Below are 16,219 nucleotides of genomic sequence, written 5' to 3' on the forward strand. Positions count from 1 at the left end.
CCACTTTTTGTGTGCACTCCTTCAAGGCTCACTCAATGTTTGAAGCGATGCGGCCAGCAATCCGAGGCAGGCTTCGGTGGCAAAACTGCGCTGCCGATACCGGTGGAGATAAAGGTCCAGCCGGGTATGTTCGAGCTCGCCCCAGGCCAGGGGCACGCTGACCAGCTGGCCGTCCCGACACTCCCGGGCCACCGCCATGGGCGGCAGGATCAACAGCCCGGCGCCCGACATGGCCAGTGCCTTCTGGGTTTCCAGAGAGGCCGTGTGAAAGATGGGCTTGAGCGTCACACCCTGGCGTCGTGCCGCCTCGTCGAGTGCCTGCCGCACGCCATAGCGCTCATCGGGCAGCGCCAGGGGATGGTCGGCCAGTTCGGCCAGCCGCAACTCGGCCCTCCCCGCCAGCGGATGGCCGGGTGCCATCACCGCATGGTGTTCCAGGCGACTGCTGGCGAACGGCAGGATGTCGTCGTGGCGCGGCATGAAGAAGGTCAGGCCGATATCGGCATCGCCACTGCGCAGCGCCTCGACGACTTGGCCGGCACTGGCGATCTGAATATCGAACTGCAACTGCGGGTGACGTTGGCTGAGTTCCCCGAGCACCGGCACGAGCAGCCCGGAGACCACGCCTTCGGCCACTCTCAGGCTGACCTTGCCGGTACGCAGGCCCTTGAGGTCGCTGATGTGCTCCTGCACCCGCTCGAGATCGCGCAAGGTGCGGCGCGCCTGGACCGCCAGCAATTCCCCCGCGGCGGTCAGGCGAATGCCACCAGGACCGCGTTCGATCAACGGCGCCCCGAGCTGGTGCTCCAGCAGGTCGATCTGGCGGCTGATGGCCGTCGGGGCGATATGCAGTCGGGCCGCCGCCTCGCGCAGCGAGTGGCTGCGGGCCACGGTGTCGAAGTAGCGCAGGGCTCGCCAGTGCATGGCTCAGACCGGAGCCGGGAGGTCGCGCTGCATGATGGTCACTACCTCGCCGCGGTATTCGCGCTGCTCGACGTCCTGCCAGCCCAGCCGGCGGTAGAGTGCCTGCTGGTCCGGCGTGTAGAGGTAGAAGCGCTCGACGCCGTGCGCTCTAGCCTCTTCCTCGACCCGGCGCACCAGCCGTGAGGCGATGCCGCGACCGCGCCATTCGGGCAGCACATAGACCGAGGCCAGCCAGGGTGTCAGTTCGCGACGGTCGCTCATGTCGTCGACGACCAGGCTGGCCGTGCCCACCGGCCGCTCACCGTCCATGGCGGCAAATACCGAAGGCACCCCGGCCAGGCCGCAGTCGCCGCGAAAGTGCCCGACGGCAGCGGCGAAATCGCGGCCGGAATGCAGATGCCCCCATTCGGCATGGATCCAGTCAGCCAGGGTGGCAACATGAGACGAGTTAGCGTGGATGCGGACGAGAGGCAGGCCTGAACCCATGGCGAAAAAATCCTGTCAGCGATGCGTGGCGATGCCGGTGTTCCCCTGGTACAGGGGCGGCACGGCGAAACGCCACAGTATCCCCATTCTCGACGCCGCTCGCCAGGGTTGGAGCCGCCTCTCAGCCACTGGTCAGCAGTTTGCCCCGCTCCCATGGTTCAGTCACTTGCCTGCCGATGCCACGACGCCCTCACTTCGTGGGTACCGAAGGCGCCGGCCTCGACACCAACCACGCGGCCACCGAGCCCAATAACACCACGATGCCCCAGCGCAGCCAGCCTTCTCCCAAGTGCAGCAGAATCATCACCATACTGGCGAAGAGCATCCCCACGGCAACGAACTTGGCACGCCGGGGGATAGCTCGCTCCGTCTCCCAGCTTTCCAACAGCGGCCCGACGTAGCGCCGTGAGCGGATCCAAGCCTCGAGACGAGGCGATCCTCGAGAGGCACAATACACCGCTGCCAACATGAACTCGGTGGTGGGCAGCAGCGGCAGGAACAATCCCAGCAAGCCGATTCCAAAGCTCAGTGACGCCAATACGACCCACCAGATCCGTGCCAACTCCATCTCCCCTCTCTCGACTGGCATGATACCCATGCCATGTTTCGTCTCATCCCCAATAACGATCGAACGAGTACAAATCCTCACACGGCAAGTCGACATCCATCCCCCAATGACGCCCACGCCGCCAGGTAACGGTTCAGCTTCTGAAACCCGCCGCCACCCGATCAATATCGCCATCATCGAGCACCCCCGCATGCCAGCGCAAGGACAGCCAGGCAAGCAGGTAGTCGTAACGGGCCCGAGCCAGATCCCGCTGTGCCTCGAATCGCTGCTGCTCGGCATTGAGCGCATCGAGATTGGTGCGCTCCCCTCCCAGGATGCTGCGCCGGGTGGCCTTCAACCGGGCATCCGCGGCCGCCACGGCATCCCGGAAAGCCCGGATGCGCCGTTGGCTGCTCTGCAAAAGGCGGTACTGACGTTCCACATCGTTGAGCAACGCTGCCGTGGTCGCATCCAGTTCGTGGCGAGCCTGATCAAGCGTATCCTCGGCTTGGCGACTGGCCGCCAATACGCGGCCTCCGGTATACAACGGCACCTCGATCTCGATACCGACGCTATCGGTGTCGTAGCGCTGGCCCACCTGAGTTTCGGTGCTCGAGTCGCTGATCTGACTGCGGGCGAACAACTGCACGGTGGGCAGGTGTCCAGCGCGCTGCTGATCGAGGCGTCGCCGAGCCGCCTCCAGCCGATACCGCTCGGCGGCGAGTTCCGAGTTGCGCGCGAGCGCCCACTCCCGCCAGCGACCCAGCTCGGGGACTTCCTCATCCATCACCGGTGACGTCGATCGCAACGGCGCCAGCTCTCCCCCCTCGGGGAGCCGACCCACTAGCGTACGCAGTTCGTTGCGAGTCACCTGGCGTCGATCCTGCGCCTCGATCAGGCGTGCCTGGATGACTTGTGACTGCGCCTCGATCTCCAATTGATCGGTCAGGGTTCCTTCCCCGCTCGCCACGAAGCGTTGGCTGCGCCGCGTCTCTTCACGCAATGCGCGGAGATGAGCTTCGGCCAGCGCCACCTCATCCTGGGCATACAGAGCGTCCGTATAGGCCTGCAGCACACGAACCGCCAGCGCCTGGCGGGCCCGTTCCCGGCTCAGGCCGGCCGCCTCGGCCAGCGCCTGGCCCTCACGGTACTGGGCGTAAGCCGCCGCATCGAACAGTGGCTGGGAGAGGGTGAAACTCGACGAATAGCTGGTGTAGTCCAGTTCCCGCGAGGAGTCGCCCAATGCCGTGCTCCGGCGGACTTTCGAGTCATTGTGCGCTCTCGAATACCGGTAGTTCAGATTCGGCAGCAACGCCGCACGGCCCAGTGCGCGCTCATGTCGACCGGCCGCACTCTCGCTCTGCGCCGCCAGCCAGGTCGGGTCATGGCGCAATGCCCGGTCGTAGGCCAGACGGAAGTCCAGCGCCAGTGCCGGCAACGAAGCATGGCAGCACAGAACCAACAACAATCCTCTGGACAAGACACGCGACAGCCGGCTCATGCATCCCCCCAGGCCGTACGCACACGGTCCCACAATGGCTTGAACAGGTAGTTGAGCAGGCTGCGTTCGCCGGTGCGCACGAACGCTTCGACCGGCATGCCCGCCTTGAGCGCGGGCACCCCGTGGGCGGAAAGAGTCTCGGCGGAAACGGCGAACCTCAGCCGGTAATAGGGCATGTCCGTTTGCTCGTCGACCAGGCGATCGGCGGAAACCTGGGTCACTTCGCCGGGCAGTCGCGGCGTGCGCGAGCGGTCGAAGGCGGTGAACATCAACTCCACCGGCAGGCCAGGATGAACCCGATCGACCCGCTCCACCGGCAGTTGCCCTTCGACGATCAGTGGCTCGCCATCGGGCACGATCTCCATCAAAAGCTCGCCGGGCTGGGCCACGCCGCCCTCAGTGTGCATCGTCAAGCCAACTACCGAGCCCGTGGCCGGCGCGCGGATGCGCGAGTGCTCCAGATCGAAGGTGCTTGTCGCCAGTTTTCCGTCCAGTTCGTCCGCACGCAGGGTGGCTTGGCTCAGCGCCTCGCCAACCTCTCGCCGGTACTCGTCTTGGCGCTGGGTATGGCGCAGTCCGAGTTCCGCGATACGCTGGCGCGTCTGAGTCAGATTGCCGCCATCAGCGGCAACCTGTGCCTGCAGCTGGGCATAGTCAGCGTCGATCTCCAGCACCCGATTGCGAGGCACGTAACCCTCGTCAGCCAGCTGCCGCAGGTTATCGCGCTGTTCGCCGAGCGCGGCCAAGCGTACCCGCTGCTGGGCCAGCGAGGCCTCCAGCCCGGCAGCCTGGGCACGTTCTCCCCGCAGGCTGGCGGCGATACCGTCGAGTTCGGCCTTCAATGCCGCGCGACGGCTGGCGAACAGTTGGCGTTGCTGGGCCAATTGTGTCGCAACGGCGGCATCGGGATTCGCCGTCAAGGCCTCGGGGAAGATGACCTGGTCATGCCCATCGCGTTCGGCCTCCAACCGGGCGATCTCGGCCAGGGCCGCGGCATGCTGGGTGCGCAGCATTTCGACCTCGCTACGCAGCCGGGTACTATCCAAGTCGACCAGCACCTGCCCGCGCTCGACCCGGTCCCCTTCGTTCACCCGCAACCGCTCTACCAGACCACCGACAGGATGCTCCACCGCCTGGCGGTCGCCCGACACCACCACCGTGGCCGGCACCGCGATGCCATTGTCCAGCGGCGCCCACGCCGCCCAGGCGACGAACAGGGCGAATCCGCCGAGCAGCATCCAGGCAGCAAGGTGACGCGGCCGCCGCCGTCGGCGTTGCATGGCCAGCGCCTGCCAGTCGGGGGCCTCGACGGGACGCGACACGGCTGCCTGCTCCCCCCGGCTCATGATTGGGCTCCCGTCGCCATACTGGCGACCCGGTAGGGGCTATGCGTCATCAGCGTCTCGCTCCCGGCCCCTGTCGGCGTTGAGGGGGTAGAGGCCGAGCGCATCACTTCCTCGGTGGTGCCGAAGCGCTGCTGGCGCCCTTCCTTGAGCGCCAGCAGATGAGTCGTGGTCTTGAGTACCTGTGGGCGATGGGTAATCAACACCGTGGTCACGCCTCGTTCGCGCAGCCATGCCAGCGCCGCCTGCAGCGCCTTGTCGCCGGCGTCGTCGAGATTGGCGTTGGGTTCGTCCAGCACCACCAGCGCCGGCGGCCCGTATAGCGCTCGGGCCAGGGCGATGCGCTGGCGCTGGCCACCGGAAAGCCCCCGGCCACCATCTTCCAGTGGCGTATCGTAGCCCTGGGGCAGCGAGAGAATCAGTTCGTGTACCCCGGCCGCCCGTGCCGCCTCGATCACCTTGTTCGCATCGGGTTCGGCAAAACGGGCGATATTGTCCGCCACGCTGCCGGCGAACAATTCGACCTCCTGCGGTAGATAGCCGATGCTCGGCCCCAGGCGGGTCTTGTCCCATTGGCCAAGTTCGGCACCATCCAGGCGCAACTTGCCGACCCGGGGCGTCCAGGCGCCCACCAACAATCGTGCCAGGGTCGACTTGCCGGAACCGGAAGGCCCGATCACGCCCAGGCACGCGCCCGCCGCCAAGCGAAAATCGATCTGCACCAGGGTCGGCACCTTGCCGCCCGGCGGTGCCGCGCTCACGCCTTCCAGCGCCAGTTCGCCGCACGGCGGCGGCAGCGCCATACCGGGCTGACGCGGTGGATGAGCCTCGAGCAGCGTTGAGAGTCGTTGTTGTGCCAGACGCGTCGAACTCCACTGGCGCCAGGCATTGATCACCTGATCGATCGGACTCAACACCCGCCCCATCAGGATCGACCCGGCGATCATCATTCCCGCGCTGATGTCGCCGGCAACCGCCAGCCACGCCCCCAACCCCAACACCAGGGATTGCAATGCGATACGCAGGCTCTTGGAGATCGCGGTAACCAGCGCGGTGCGTTCGCTGGCCAGCCCCTGTAGCGCGACGTAGCCATCGTGGGGGTGGCGCCAGCGCCGAGCCAATGCCGTCAGCATGCCCATCGACTCGATCGCCTCGGCATGGCGTAGATGCCCCTCGGCGGTGGCAGCAGCGGAAAGCGACAGTCCGCCCGCTTGCCGCAACAGTGGCTGCGATAGTCGTTCGTTGAGCCATGCCAGCGTGATCAGCACCAGCGCGCCTACCAATGCCAGAGCACCAATCCAGGGGTGGAACAGGAACATCACCAACAGGTAGCACGGAAACCAGGGGGCATCGAAGAAGGCAAACACCGCATTGCCGGTGATGAACTGGCGTAACGAGTCCAGGTCGCGGGTAGCCTGCCCGGCTGCCGCCTGCCCTTGGCGCAGGCCACGCTCGAAGGCGGCAGCATAGACCCGGTCGCCGAGATGCTCGTCGAGTCGCTCGCCGATCTGGATCACCGCCAGACTACGCAGGTACTCCAACGCCCCCATCAGCGCCAGCAACCCCAGCGCCATCGCCGTCAACAGCCACAGCGTGGTGGTATTGCCGGACGCCAGCACGCGGTCGTAGACCTGCAGCATGTAAAGCGGCGGCACCAGCATCAGCAGGTTGATCACGCCGCTGTACACGCCGATGCCGAGGAAGCCGGCACGGTAGCTGCGCAGCGCCTGGCGGATATCGTCACCCGGCGGTTGGTGCGAAGGATGCATCGTGGCGTGCTCCCGAAAAACAGTATAAAGACACAGCAAACCGCCAGGGCGATTCGCATCGATCTGAGCCAGTTATCCTCGGGTCACGGTAATTGGCTTGACATCGCGTGCGTGGCGATGACAATGCCGAACGCGGTGCCCGGTAGGGCACCGCGAAGTACACACTTGAAGTACACACTTGCGGCAAGGTGGGAGATGCTTCCGACTCTCCCCTTTGCCTTTTTTATTGAATGGCGCTGCTCAGGCGGCCAGAGCCAGGTCGGCGTCGCTGGCGGCAGAAACGCCGATCACGTCGCTGTCGATGCCGGCATCCTCCAGCACCGCCAGCAGGCCACCGTCGTTGGTGGTACCGGCACTATCCTCGGCCCCCTCCACCGAACCGTTCATCAGCCCCCAGATGACATCGTGAACCGTATTGTCACGACCGCTGTTCTCGGACACGATCGGATCATCGAAGGTAAAGGTGATGAAGTCGTCAGCGACGGTGCCATCATTGTTCAGGCCACCGCCTAGAGTCAGCCCCTCCAACGTGCCGGTCAGCGAGTGAGCACCGAAGTTATAAGAGAGGTCGCCAGTGGCCGAGAAGGCAAAATCGCCATCGTTGTTGGCCATGGCATAAGTATCGCCTTGAAGCGTCCCGGTCGTATCGACACCATTGGTGTAGAACCCGCCGGTATTGGCCGGATGCTCGCCGTCCACGCCTTCGTCCTCGAACGCCAGCAGCAGCGATTCCAGGCTGCCGGAGACGAAGGTACCCGGGAAATTGCTTTCATCGTAGGTGTAAGAAATGCTCATGATTCCAACTCCTGACTTGGTTTACCACTGATTGACCGCCGACGGTTGATCGCCAACGGACGTGGGCACCCTGCCCACTCGCTCCACCGAGTGCTCTGGCCCCGGCGAAACCTCTGGCGATGGTTTCCCATCGCACGAAACCTTCGCGCTGATGTCTCCTCGACGTTTCGAGGCCTCTCTCAGAACTGCACTTCCAGCCCTGCCATCACCGTGCGCCCTGGCGCATAGGTGCGCGAGAAGATATCCGAGTAGCCGGTGACATAGCTTTCGTCGCGCAGGTTATTGACCGTGCCACGCAGTATCACATGCTCGTTGAAGCGGTAGCTGGCGTAGAGATCCCATACTGTATAGCTGGGCCAGATCGCGGTATCGAAGCCCTCGGGCTTGCCTTCAGCGCTGTAGGTCAGGCGGGTACCGATATCCAGCTTGCGGTCGAACAACCGGGTACCCAGCACCCAGGTGGCACGATCCATGATCGAATTGCGCGCGCTGTTCATGCCCAGAGAAGCCGCTTCACCACCAATAGCGCATTGCGTTTGATGATCGAGTTTTTCCTCGTAGGAGTCGTAGCCCTCTGCAATGGCATCGTTATGGTAACCCGAGTAGTTGCCATCCTCGTCGGGCTGGTCTTCCTTGATCTGATGGCTGCCGAGCGGATAGGTCTTGAAACAGAAATCCTGATCGCCGTTGAGCACATGGGTATAGGCGAGCCGCGTGTACCAGGGGCCAGCGTCGTAATCCAGCTCCAGCTCGATGCCCTGGAACTTCATCGGCGCCAGGTTATTGACGAACATGGTATTACCGAGCCCGCCAACCTGCCCTGGCAGAACATTGGCCATATTGGTGATCAGATAGTTGTCGACCCGGGTATCGTAGTAGGCCACCTTGGACAGCAAGCGGTCCTGCGGGGTCAGCAGTCCTTCGAAGGCGGTGTTGAAGCCGGCTTCCCAACTACGCGATGTCTCGGGCTCGGCATAGGGGTTGGGATACATGGAGGCAAAGGGATCGCCGGGGTGCTGCCCTTCCATCAGAGACTCGGTCAGGCCCGGTGGACGCCAGGACTTGCCCCAACCGGCGAAGAGCTCCAGCCAGTCAGTGGGCCGATAGGCGGCGGCCAGGGTCGGTAACCAGCGGTCTTGATGTTCGTCGATATCGTACTCATACATCCCCGGATTCGACTGCCACTCGGGATCGTAGAGACCACGGTTATAGATGATGTCGTAGGTGCCATCATCACGCATCTGCTGCTGAGTCGCTTCGTCGAACCTTGCGTCGAACTGCTCTTGACGGGTCACATAGGCCCACTCCGTGCCAGGCACGGCGGTATTGCCCTTGAGCCGGTAGTCGTCGTAGCGCAGCCCGGCGCTCAAGGTCCAGGTCTCGTTTTCCCAGGTCAGGTTGCCGAAGGCGCTGGCGAGATCCCGCTTGCCGTTGGGCTGCAGGGTGCTCTCCGCGCTGTCGACGGCACTTCCGTTACGGGTATCGGCGCTCTCGGAATCGCCGCGATCCTGGAAGTACTCCAAGCCGTGGTCGAAGGAGAAACCGTCGATGCCCGCCAGCGTGAAGCGGCTGGTGTTCTCCAGGAGGAATCCGTAGGTCTTGATCCGAGTATCGGTTCGCGACCCCAATCCGGCGTCACAGGCAGTGATCCAATATTCTGAACTTGGCGATTCGCAGTAGCCGTTGTCCCAGGCATAGTCGGACATATTGAGACTGCCGGCCATCACCGGCTCGCCAGCACCGGCGTTGCGATGGTTCTTGGTATCGACGAAGTAGAGCTTGGCGTGCAGATCGAACCAGGGCGAATCGGGTTGGTAATCGTAATCAAGACCGAAGGATTCCGATTCGGCCCGGGCATCGCCGTAGCGGATATAGGAGTCGTCCTCGTCGATAATCTCGCCGGTTGCGGGATTGGTGATCCGGCGGTCGGAAGTATTGTTGTAGTCGAGTTCGCTGTGCAGCCAGGTGAACTCCAGTGCCTGGTCGGCGGGTAGCCCGAGGCGGGCCTTGAACAGTTCGGAATCCTGGGTGGTATCGGTGAACTTGACCGTGCTGAGTTCCTGTTCACCTTCCAGCGGGTTGTCTTGAACACCTGCCGTCAGCCAATCGTAGCTCTGGTGGCGCTTGCCAGGGGCGTATTCGCCGAAGCTGCGCCGACTCTTGGCGGCGAGCAGCTCCAGGTTGTCGCCGAAGCGGCCGGCCATCGCCGTGCTGCCGATGAAGTGCACGCCGTTGGCATCGCCACCGACGCCGGTGGTGCCGCGCAGGCGCACGCCGACATCGTTGCCGGGCAGGATGATGTCGTCGTAGTTGATGGTCTGGAAGTCGGCGCTGCCGGCAATGGCGGTGGCGCCATGCACCCCCGAGCTGGGCCCCTTGTCGATCTCCACGCTGCTCAACAGTTCGGAATCGACGTAGAAGTTGCCGTTGCGCTGCTGGTGGGCGTTCTCGTTGAAGTTCTGGCGCATGCCGTCGATCATCATGTTGACGCGGCCGAAGTCCTGCATGCCACGGATATTCACCGACAGGCCGGGATCTTGGGCGCTCACTGCGCTGTACACGCCTGGCGTCTCTACCAACATGTCGGCGGCGTGACGTGGCGGCATGCGGTCGATTTGCTCGCGGGAGATCACGCTGACCGAGTTCGGGGTACGATAGGTCCAGTCATGACGGTTACCCAGTACTGTCAGCGTACTCAGCGACACTTGGTCGCCAACGGTGGTCACTGTCTGCGGCTCGACAAGCTCGACAGTACGCTCGTTACGATACTCAGCCGCTAAGCTGGCACCCGTCAGCAGTTCGCGAAGGGCCTGTGCGGCGGTCATTTCGCCACGAATGGCAGGCGCCCGCCCTTCGATCGCCTGACCATCCGCACGCAGCACTGCAATGCCGGTGATCGCGGTGAACTCGCCCAAGGCGTCGAGCAAGCGCTGTTCGGGTAAATCGAAAGTGTGGACCTGTTGGGCGAGAGGCGCGTCAATGTCTGCGCCGCCAGCTTCCTCCTGGCCCCGCGCCTTCAGAACGACGACGACCATCAACAGTAAGACGATCCATGCTCGCCCAAGCCATTTACGGGTTCGGGAGTGTCCCTCGCTCCCCTGTTCGATCCTGCGGTTGTCGTATCGCATTTGCATGAAGCCCCATTATTATGAGAATGACTATTTTTCTCATTCTCATAACGTATGAGCTTCCTGCGTTCCTCATCTCGTTTTGTTCGGATTCGCGATGATCGGCCTACATGGCGCTCATCGTGCTGCAATGGCCAATGAATGAACGAAATCGAAGGCATCACGCGCGCCATCGATCACCGCTTGCTGTTCGGCATGGGTAAGCGACACCGCGTCGAGGCATTGGGTGAACTGTCGCCAATGAGCCCCTCGACCGGTTTCAGCGGCAGCCAGGTGACGCGCGCCGCATCTCTCGGACAGCCCGAGCCTGGCCGCCTCCTTGAGCAAGAAGGCGGCACCTAGATTGGAGCCCTCGTTGACATACAGCCAACCTAGCGAGCTCGCCAGTGGCAGGGATGAAGGAAGGTCGCCATGTCGGTTAAGCGCTGCCATATCGATATTCATGTCCTGGCAGTCGCGACTGACCGCAGCATAACGGCTACGTTGCGGCAGATCGGGAATCCATGCCACGAGCGCTGCCTTTTCATAGAGGGGAGAGGTATAGCGCTGAAACAGATACTGCACCTTCAGAAATTCGACGTAGCCAGCGCGAGTCGCAAAGGGCTGCAAGTCTCTGATGGCCTGATCGACTCTTTCATGTTGATCCTGGGTCGCCTGCTTCAGTCGTTTGCTCAGCGACAGCCCGGACGACATCTGCGTCATATCGTTCATTTCCTTTCCTCATCCTGCATAAAGGGATCAAGGACGTCGAAAAGATTCGACGCTCCCGGAAAGGAGAACGTGTCAGCAGGTGAAATCCCGTAAACCGTCAGGCCTCATCACGGTCAGCGGGAGGGGACAGCCAAATGATGGCACCGGGAATACGCGTCACCTGGACCCCCAGGCTGGTCTTCAATGCCGACAGGATCGCATCAGGATCGTCGATCGGGAAACTGCCCGACAAGCGTACGTCGGCAGTTCGCTCTCCTGCGCTGATCACTCGTCCTGATAGCATTCGCTCCAGTTGTACAGCCACTTCCGCCAACGAGGCTCGATCGAAAATCAATCTGCCATGATGCCAGGCGAGTTGCGCCGAAGCGTCCAACCCCTGTGGCGTTCCCAGCACACCGTCAGTCGCCACGACCTGTTGATCGGCTCCCAGGACAGTGCCCTGAACGGGGCCGTCGTTCCCCTCCACGGCGACCCTGACCTGACCTTCCTCCACCGTCACCGCGACAGCATCGCGCCCTCGTTCCACGGCGAAGCGCGTCCCCATGACGCGGGCATGTACCATGCCGGTAACGACGCTAAACGCACGCTGTCCATCGGCCATGACGTCCACCCACAGTCGCCCCCGCCGCAATGTGAGCTCTCGTGACTCCTTTGATATGGCGACGTCCACCGCACTATCGGCTCCCACGAACAGCCGTGACCCATCGGCCAACGTAACCTCCCGGGTCTCGCCTGGACGCGTGGCGATATCGGCCGACAGTCGGTCGATCAACCCGGGATCTCGCCATACGCCTGCCACCACGAGCATCGTCATCAATACGCAAGCGGCCGCTGCCCATGCCGCTCTGCGTACCGGACGCGAACGCCGGGACGAGCGAGCACTTCGCCGCGCGGCCATCAGTCGAGCGGGAGCTTCGATCTCCTGCCAAAGCCATTCGGCATCGCGATAGGCACGAGCATGACGCGAGTCCCGATCCAGCCAAGCCTGAAAAGCGCGCCGGTCCTCTTCGCTGGCACCATCATCCTTGAGGTGCAGATACCACTCCATCGCCTCATCGGCGGCCGCCTCGTCGGGCGCTTGGTCATTTGCTGAGGGAGTCAACCCAAAGCCTCCTCACGGTCTGCCCAGCTACGTTATCTCGCTTATTCAATACAACGCCGTACCACGACACTGTCCTCAACTCATATCCTGGCGCCGTTGCCATTCCCGGCAGATACGCATGGCCGACATCATATCTTTTTCCACGGTACTGACCGAGACACCCAGGGTCTTGGCAATGGCCGCATAGGTTTCACCATCCACCCGATTGAGCAAAAATACACGTTGTGCCCTGGACGGCAATGTCTCCAGCGCTTGAACCAGGCTCTCCCAGCGCTCCACTGTCTCGGCGACGGTTTCAGGATCGGGCGACGTATCGTCCATCTCGCTGTTCTGCCCACCCTGCTGATAGCGTTGCCTCACCCGCTGCGCGCGCAAATAATCGAACGCCAGATTCTGAGCGGTGCGATAGAGCAATCCCCGAGTATCGTCACCCTGCGGACGTCGCCATAACTTCAGGAAGGTCTCCTGAGCGAGATCCTCGGCAAGCGCATCGTTGTGTACGATGCGCTTGATCCGGTTGACCAACCGAGAGCGTTCGCTCAGGAACATCTTCAGCAGGGAGTGCGGTGGATTAGCCATAGAACAGGGAGGATCGCTTTTTGCTAGCGGTATCAGGGCTACATAATCTTACAAATGATATTAATTATCAATGACATTTGATATATCATCGCATGCCCTGGCTATATCGTCCCGCATGCCAAGGTCTGCCGTCATGGCCAATCCCCGAGGCCCGGCGTCATCCTCACAGCGCCGGGCCGAAACATGCCCTCACCCGCCATCCGCGGCGCGTTCCAGGTCGGCGATGATGAGTTTTTCCATTTGCATCATCGCCTCCATGGCCCGCCGGGCACGCTCGGGATCGGGGTCGTTCAACAGCTCGTGCATCCGGGTGGGCACCACTTGCCAGTGGAGCCCCCAGCGGTCCTGAAGCCAGCCACACTGAATCTTGCGACCGCCCTCGCTCAGGGATTCCCAGTAGCGATCTACCTCGGCCTGGTCGGCACAGTCGATATGCAGCGACACCGCCTGGGTGAAGGGCACATCAGGGCCACCGTTCAGGCCCGCGTAACGCGCGCCGTCCAGGGTGAATTCAACGAGCAGGACCTCACCGACCGACACGCTCGGCGTATCGGTCGGCGCCCGTACCACCCGCTCGATGCGGGAATCGGGAAACACGGAAACGTAGAAGCTGGCTGCCTCTTCCGCCTGGCCATCGAACCACAGGAAGGGAGTGATCCGGTGCATGAAAGTCTCCTCCCGGCAGGCAAGCCTGCCGCTTGATGGATCTGATGAGCTTGATGGAACTGATAAAACAGCAAGACCGGCTATTCGTCGAAGATGACCTCGAATCCTCCATAGATTAGCCGCTTGCCATCGAAGGGCATGGGATTGACGTCAGGCTGCAGGCGCGGGTCTTCCATGATCTTGGCCATGGCCTGGTCGCGCACCTCGCGAGAAGGCCAGAGCAGCCAGGCAAAGACAACGGTTTCATCCGGCTGACGCTTCACGGCCATGGGAAAGGAGGTGACTTCGCCCTCGGGCACGTCATCGCCCCAACACTCCACCAGCTTGAGGACACCGTGCTCCTTGAACACCGCCGCGCAATCGCGGACATGCTGCAGGTATTTTTCCCGATTGGCAGTGGGAACGGCGGCCACGAATCCATCGACGTATGTCATGTTGTGCTCCCCTGTTCGACATTGAAATGACGCGCGACGACAGACATTGCCGTCGCTGCTTTCATAGGTCGTTTCAGGAGCGAGCAAATCGACATTGCCCGGGGACCGATATATGCCCTTGGGGGTACTGTGCCACCAAAGGACCTCGGCTAGACTGACGGTTTTCGATCATCAGGCGAACGCCCCATGTCATCCGCTCTCGAGCAACGCGCCCTCAAGGTATCCATCGTCATGACCCTGCTGGTTTCAAGCCTGGGGGTCACTTTCGGTTTGCTGGCAGGGTCTCGGTCGATTCTCTTCGATGGGGTCTTCTCGACCATCGACGCGGCCATGTCGACGCTGGCGCTGGTGGTCACGCGGTTGATCGCCCGGGAGGTCAGCCAGCGCTTCCAGCACGGCTACTGGCATCTGGAACCACTGGTGGCGGCACTCAACGGTGCCATCCTGCTGTTGCTGTGCTTCTATGCCTTTCTCAATGCCGTCCAGGGGCTGATGACCGGCGGCCATGACCTGGCCTTTGGCCTGGCGAGCGTCTATGCCGTGGTCGTGGCCACCGTCTGTTTCTCCATGACCGCCTATCAACGCCGTCTCAATCACCGTGTCGGTTCGGAGTTCGTGCGCATCGACATGCATAGCTGGCTGATGGCAGCCCTGATCACCAGTACCCTGCTGGCGGCCTTCGTCTTCGCCTGGATCCTCCAGCGTACGCCCTACGCTCATCTCACGCCCTACGTCGATTCGTTGCTGCTGGCGATCCTGACGGTGGCCTTCATGCCGGTGCCCATCGGCATCGTTCGTCGGGCCATGAAGGAGGTGTTCCTGATGGCGCCAAGCGCCATCGATCGGGAGGTGCATGCCGCCATGGCACCGGTGATGCAACGCGAAGGGCTGCTCGAGTACAGCAGTCATGTGGCCAAGAGCGGTCGTGGCCACTTCATCGAGATCCACATCGTCACCACGCCCGAGTTCGCTGTCGAGCGTGGTGTGGTCGAGCTGGACGAGATCCGCGAGGCAATAGCCACTGGACTCAGCATTCCCGCCGAGCATCGCTGGTTCACGGTGTCGTTTACCGCCGATAAGCGTTGGCTCTGAGGAACATCGGTGCACGGCCGCATGTCGCAGGCCATGAAAGGCCATGCAATGAACGGGAGCCAGGATGCCGACTTTCCATAATGATGCCACCCTGCCAACGCCCACCTTTCCCGGCAGCCATGTGGTGCTGGATGACCGCTATGTGTATCTCTCCGGCCTGACCGCGGCGGACATCCAGGGCAGCGAGGCGATACTCGGCGACGTGGGCCAGGAGACCCGCTGGATCATGCGTCGCGTCCAGCACCTGCTTGATTCAGTGGACTGCGGACTTGCCGACATCGTGCGGGCTGACGTGCACCTCACCAGCCTCGAGAAGATCCACGAGCTGGATGCGGCCTACGCCGATTTCTTCGAATCGCCGCATTACCCTGCCCGCACCTGCACCCAGTCCCCAACCCTGTTGGACGGCGCCAATGTCGAGATCACTCTGGTGGCACGTCGTTCGGATGACGACGACCTCGCCGTCAACCGAGGATAAAGAACACGCAGGCCGCGGTGAGCGCGCCCATGGTGCCGTTGAAGATCCGCCATGCGCGCGGCCCCTTGAGCCAGCGTCCGATGGCGGTGCCGAAGCCCGCCCACAGGGAGATGCAGGGCAGCCCCACCAGTTCCGCGAAGCCGGCCAGCAAGAGCGCGTTGACGACGCTATTGCCGTCTTCCGGCAGAAAGCTCGCCATCAGCGTCAGCCCCATGACCCAGGCCTTGGGATTGGCAAACTGGAAGGCCGCCGCCTGCCAGAAGCCGAAAGGTCGCCCCTCGGCATCGCCGAACTCGGGCGGCGGCGCGGTGGCGATCTTCCAGGCCAGATACAACAGATAGAGGCTGCCGATCACCCGCAGCGCCGTCTGCACCAGCGGATAGCGCTCGAAGAGGATGCCCAGTCCCAGGGCAATGGCGGCAAACAGCACGAAGCATCCACCGAGAATCCCCAGCACATGCGGCATGGTACGGCGAAAGCCATAGTTGGCGCCGGAGGCGGTCAGCATCACGTTGTTGGGGCCGGGCGTGATCGTCATCGAGACCATGAACAGGGTCACGGGCCCCAGGTAGGCCAAGGTATCCATCTTTATTGTACCCATACAATTTTATGAAAACGGGTTAACTTTCCTCATTTCTCTGAGCATAATGAGGACAAATTTGGC

The 16,219-nt window shown here is 62.6% G+C and carries 16 protein-coding genes; 2 read left to right on the forward strand and 14 right to left on the reverse strand.

What is annotated here, in order from left to right:
• Nucleotides 1-21 precede the first annotated feature (21 nt).
• From FZZ93_RS14600 to FZZ93_RS14660, 13 genes are all read right to left on the reverse strand, one after another.
• The gene (locus FZZ93_RS14600) at nt 22-924 is read right to left on the reverse strand and encodes a LysR family transcriptional regulator (RefSeq protein ID WP_149323047.1); all 903 of its coding nucleotides are present in this window, start codon (nt 922-924) and stop codon (nt 22-24) included.
• Nucleotides 925-927: 3 nt separating this feature from the next.
• Nucleotides 928-1,410 (reverse strand): GNAT family N-acetyltransferase, encoded by a 483-nt coding sequence (locus tag FZZ93_RS14605; RefSeq protein WP_149323048.1) that lies wholly within the window; start codon nt 1,408-1,410, stop codon nt 928-930.
• A gap of 190 nt (nt 1,411-1,600) precedes the next feature.
• The gene (locus FZZ93_RS14610) at nt 1,601-2,008 is read right to left on the reverse strand and encodes a YbaN family protein (protein WP_246146230.1); all 408 of its coding nucleotides are present in this window, start codon (nt 2,006-2,008) and stop codon (nt 1,601-1,603) included.
• 103 nt (nt 2,009-2,111) lie between these two features.
• The gene (locus FZZ93_RS14615; protein WP_149323049.1) at nt 2,112-3,458 is read right to left on the reverse strand and encodes a TolC family outer membrane protein; all 1,347 of its coding nucleotides are present in this window, start codon (nt 3,456-3,458) and stop codon (nt 2,112-2,114) included.
• On the reverse strand, nt 3,455-4,804 hold the full coding sequence (locus FZZ93_RS14620; protein ID WP_149323050.1) for an HlyD family type I secretion periplasmic adaptor subunit: 1,350 nt from the start codon (nt 4,802-4,804) through the stop codon (nt 3,455-3,457). Before FZZ93_RS14620 ends, FZZ93_RS14615 begins: the two co-directional genes overlap by 4 nt.
• On the reverse strand, nt 4,801-6,570 hold the full coding sequence (locus FZZ93_RS14625) for a type I secretion system permease/ATPase (RefSeq protein WP_149323051.1): 1,770 nt from the start codon (nt 6,568-6,570) through the stop codon (nt 4,801-4,803). The genes FZZ93_RS14620 and FZZ93_RS14625 overlap by 4 nt, the downstream gene beginning before the upstream one ends.
• A 240-nt stretch (nt 6,571-6,810) precedes the next feature.
• A complete protein-coding gene (locus FZZ93_RS14630) occupies nt 6,811-7,365 on the reverse strand; it encodes a heme acquisition protein HasA (protein ID WP_149323052.1) in 555 nt (184 codons plus the stop codon).
• A 179-nt stretch (nt 7,366-7,544) separates the two neighbouring features.
• A complete protein-coding gene (locus FZZ93_RS14635) occupies nt 7,545-10,400 on the reverse strand; it encodes a TonB-dependent hemoglobin/transferrin/lactoferrin family receptor (RefSeq protein ID WP_187774543.1) in 2,856 nt (951 codons plus the stop codon).
• Between the two features lie 210 nt (nt 10,401-10,610).
• Complete coding sequence (locus tag FZZ93_RS14640) at nt 10,611-11,204, reverse strand: biliverdin-producing heme oxygenase (protein ID WP_149323054.1); 594 nt, start codon at nt 11,202-11,204, stop codon at nt 10,611-10,613.
• A 97-nt stretch (nt 11,205-11,301) separates the two neighbouring features.
• Nucleotides 11,302-12,306: a FecR family protein gene (locus tag FZZ93_RS14645; RefSeq protein WP_149323055.1), complete on the reverse strand. Its 1,005-nt coding sequence runs from the start codon at nt 12,304-12,306 to the stop codon at nt 11,302-11,304.
• A gap of 75 nt (nt 12,307-12,381) precedes the next feature.
• On the reverse strand, nt 12,382-12,885 hold the full coding sequence (locus FZZ93_RS14650; RefSeq protein WP_149323056.1) for an RNA polymerase sigma factor: 504 nt from the start codon (nt 12,883-12,885) through the stop codon (nt 12,382-12,384).
• Nucleotides 12,886-13,074: 189 nt separating this feature from the next.
• Complete coding sequence (locus tag FZZ93_RS14655) at nt 13,075-13,551, reverse strand: VOC family protein (protein ID WP_149323057.1); 477 nt, start codon at nt 13,549-13,551, stop codon at nt 13,075-13,077.
• Nucleotides 13,552-13,631: 80 nt separating this feature from the next.
• Nucleotides 13,632-13,985 carry a DUF1428 domain-containing protein gene (locus tag FZZ93_RS14660; protein ID WP_065240406.1) on the reverse strand — a complete coding sequence of 118 codons (354 nt, stop codon included), beginning with the start codon at nt 13,983-13,985 and terminating at the stop codon, nt 13,632-13,634.
• Nucleotides 13,986-14,171: 186 nt separating this feature from the next.
• Here FZZ93_RS14660 and FZZ93_RS14665 point away from each other — a divergent pair, with 186 nt between their 5' ends.
• Nucleotides 14,172-15,077, forward strand: coding sequence for a cation diffusion facilitator family transporter (locus tag FZZ93_RS14665; protein ID WP_149323058.1), 906 nt, complete (start codon nt 14,172-14,174; stop codon nt 15,075-15,077).
• Between the two features lie 64 nt (nt 15,078-15,141).
• On the forward strand, nt 15,142-15,555 hold the full coding sequence (locus FZZ93_RS14670; protein ID WP_149323059.1) for a RidA family protein: 414 nt from the start codon (nt 15,142-15,144) through the stop codon (nt 15,553-15,555).
• Here the strand turns inward: FZZ93_RS14670 and FZZ93_RS14675 are convergent.
• Nucleotides 15,542-16,141, reverse strand: a complete 600-nt coding sequence (locus tag FZZ93_RS14675) for a LysE family translocator (protein WP_013332712.1) — start codon at nt 16,139-16,141, stop codon at nt 15,542-15,544. The two genes, FZZ93_RS14670 and FZZ93_RS14675, sit on opposite strands and share 14 nt — an antisense overlap.
• Nucleotides 16,142-16,219 lie beyond the last annotated feature (78 nt).

Origin of the sequence: Halomonas eurihalina, assembly GCF_008274785.1 — a bacterium.
Lineage (GTDB): Bacteria > Pseudomonadota > Gammaproteobacteria > Pseudomonadales > Halomonadaceae > Halomonas > Halomonas eurihalina.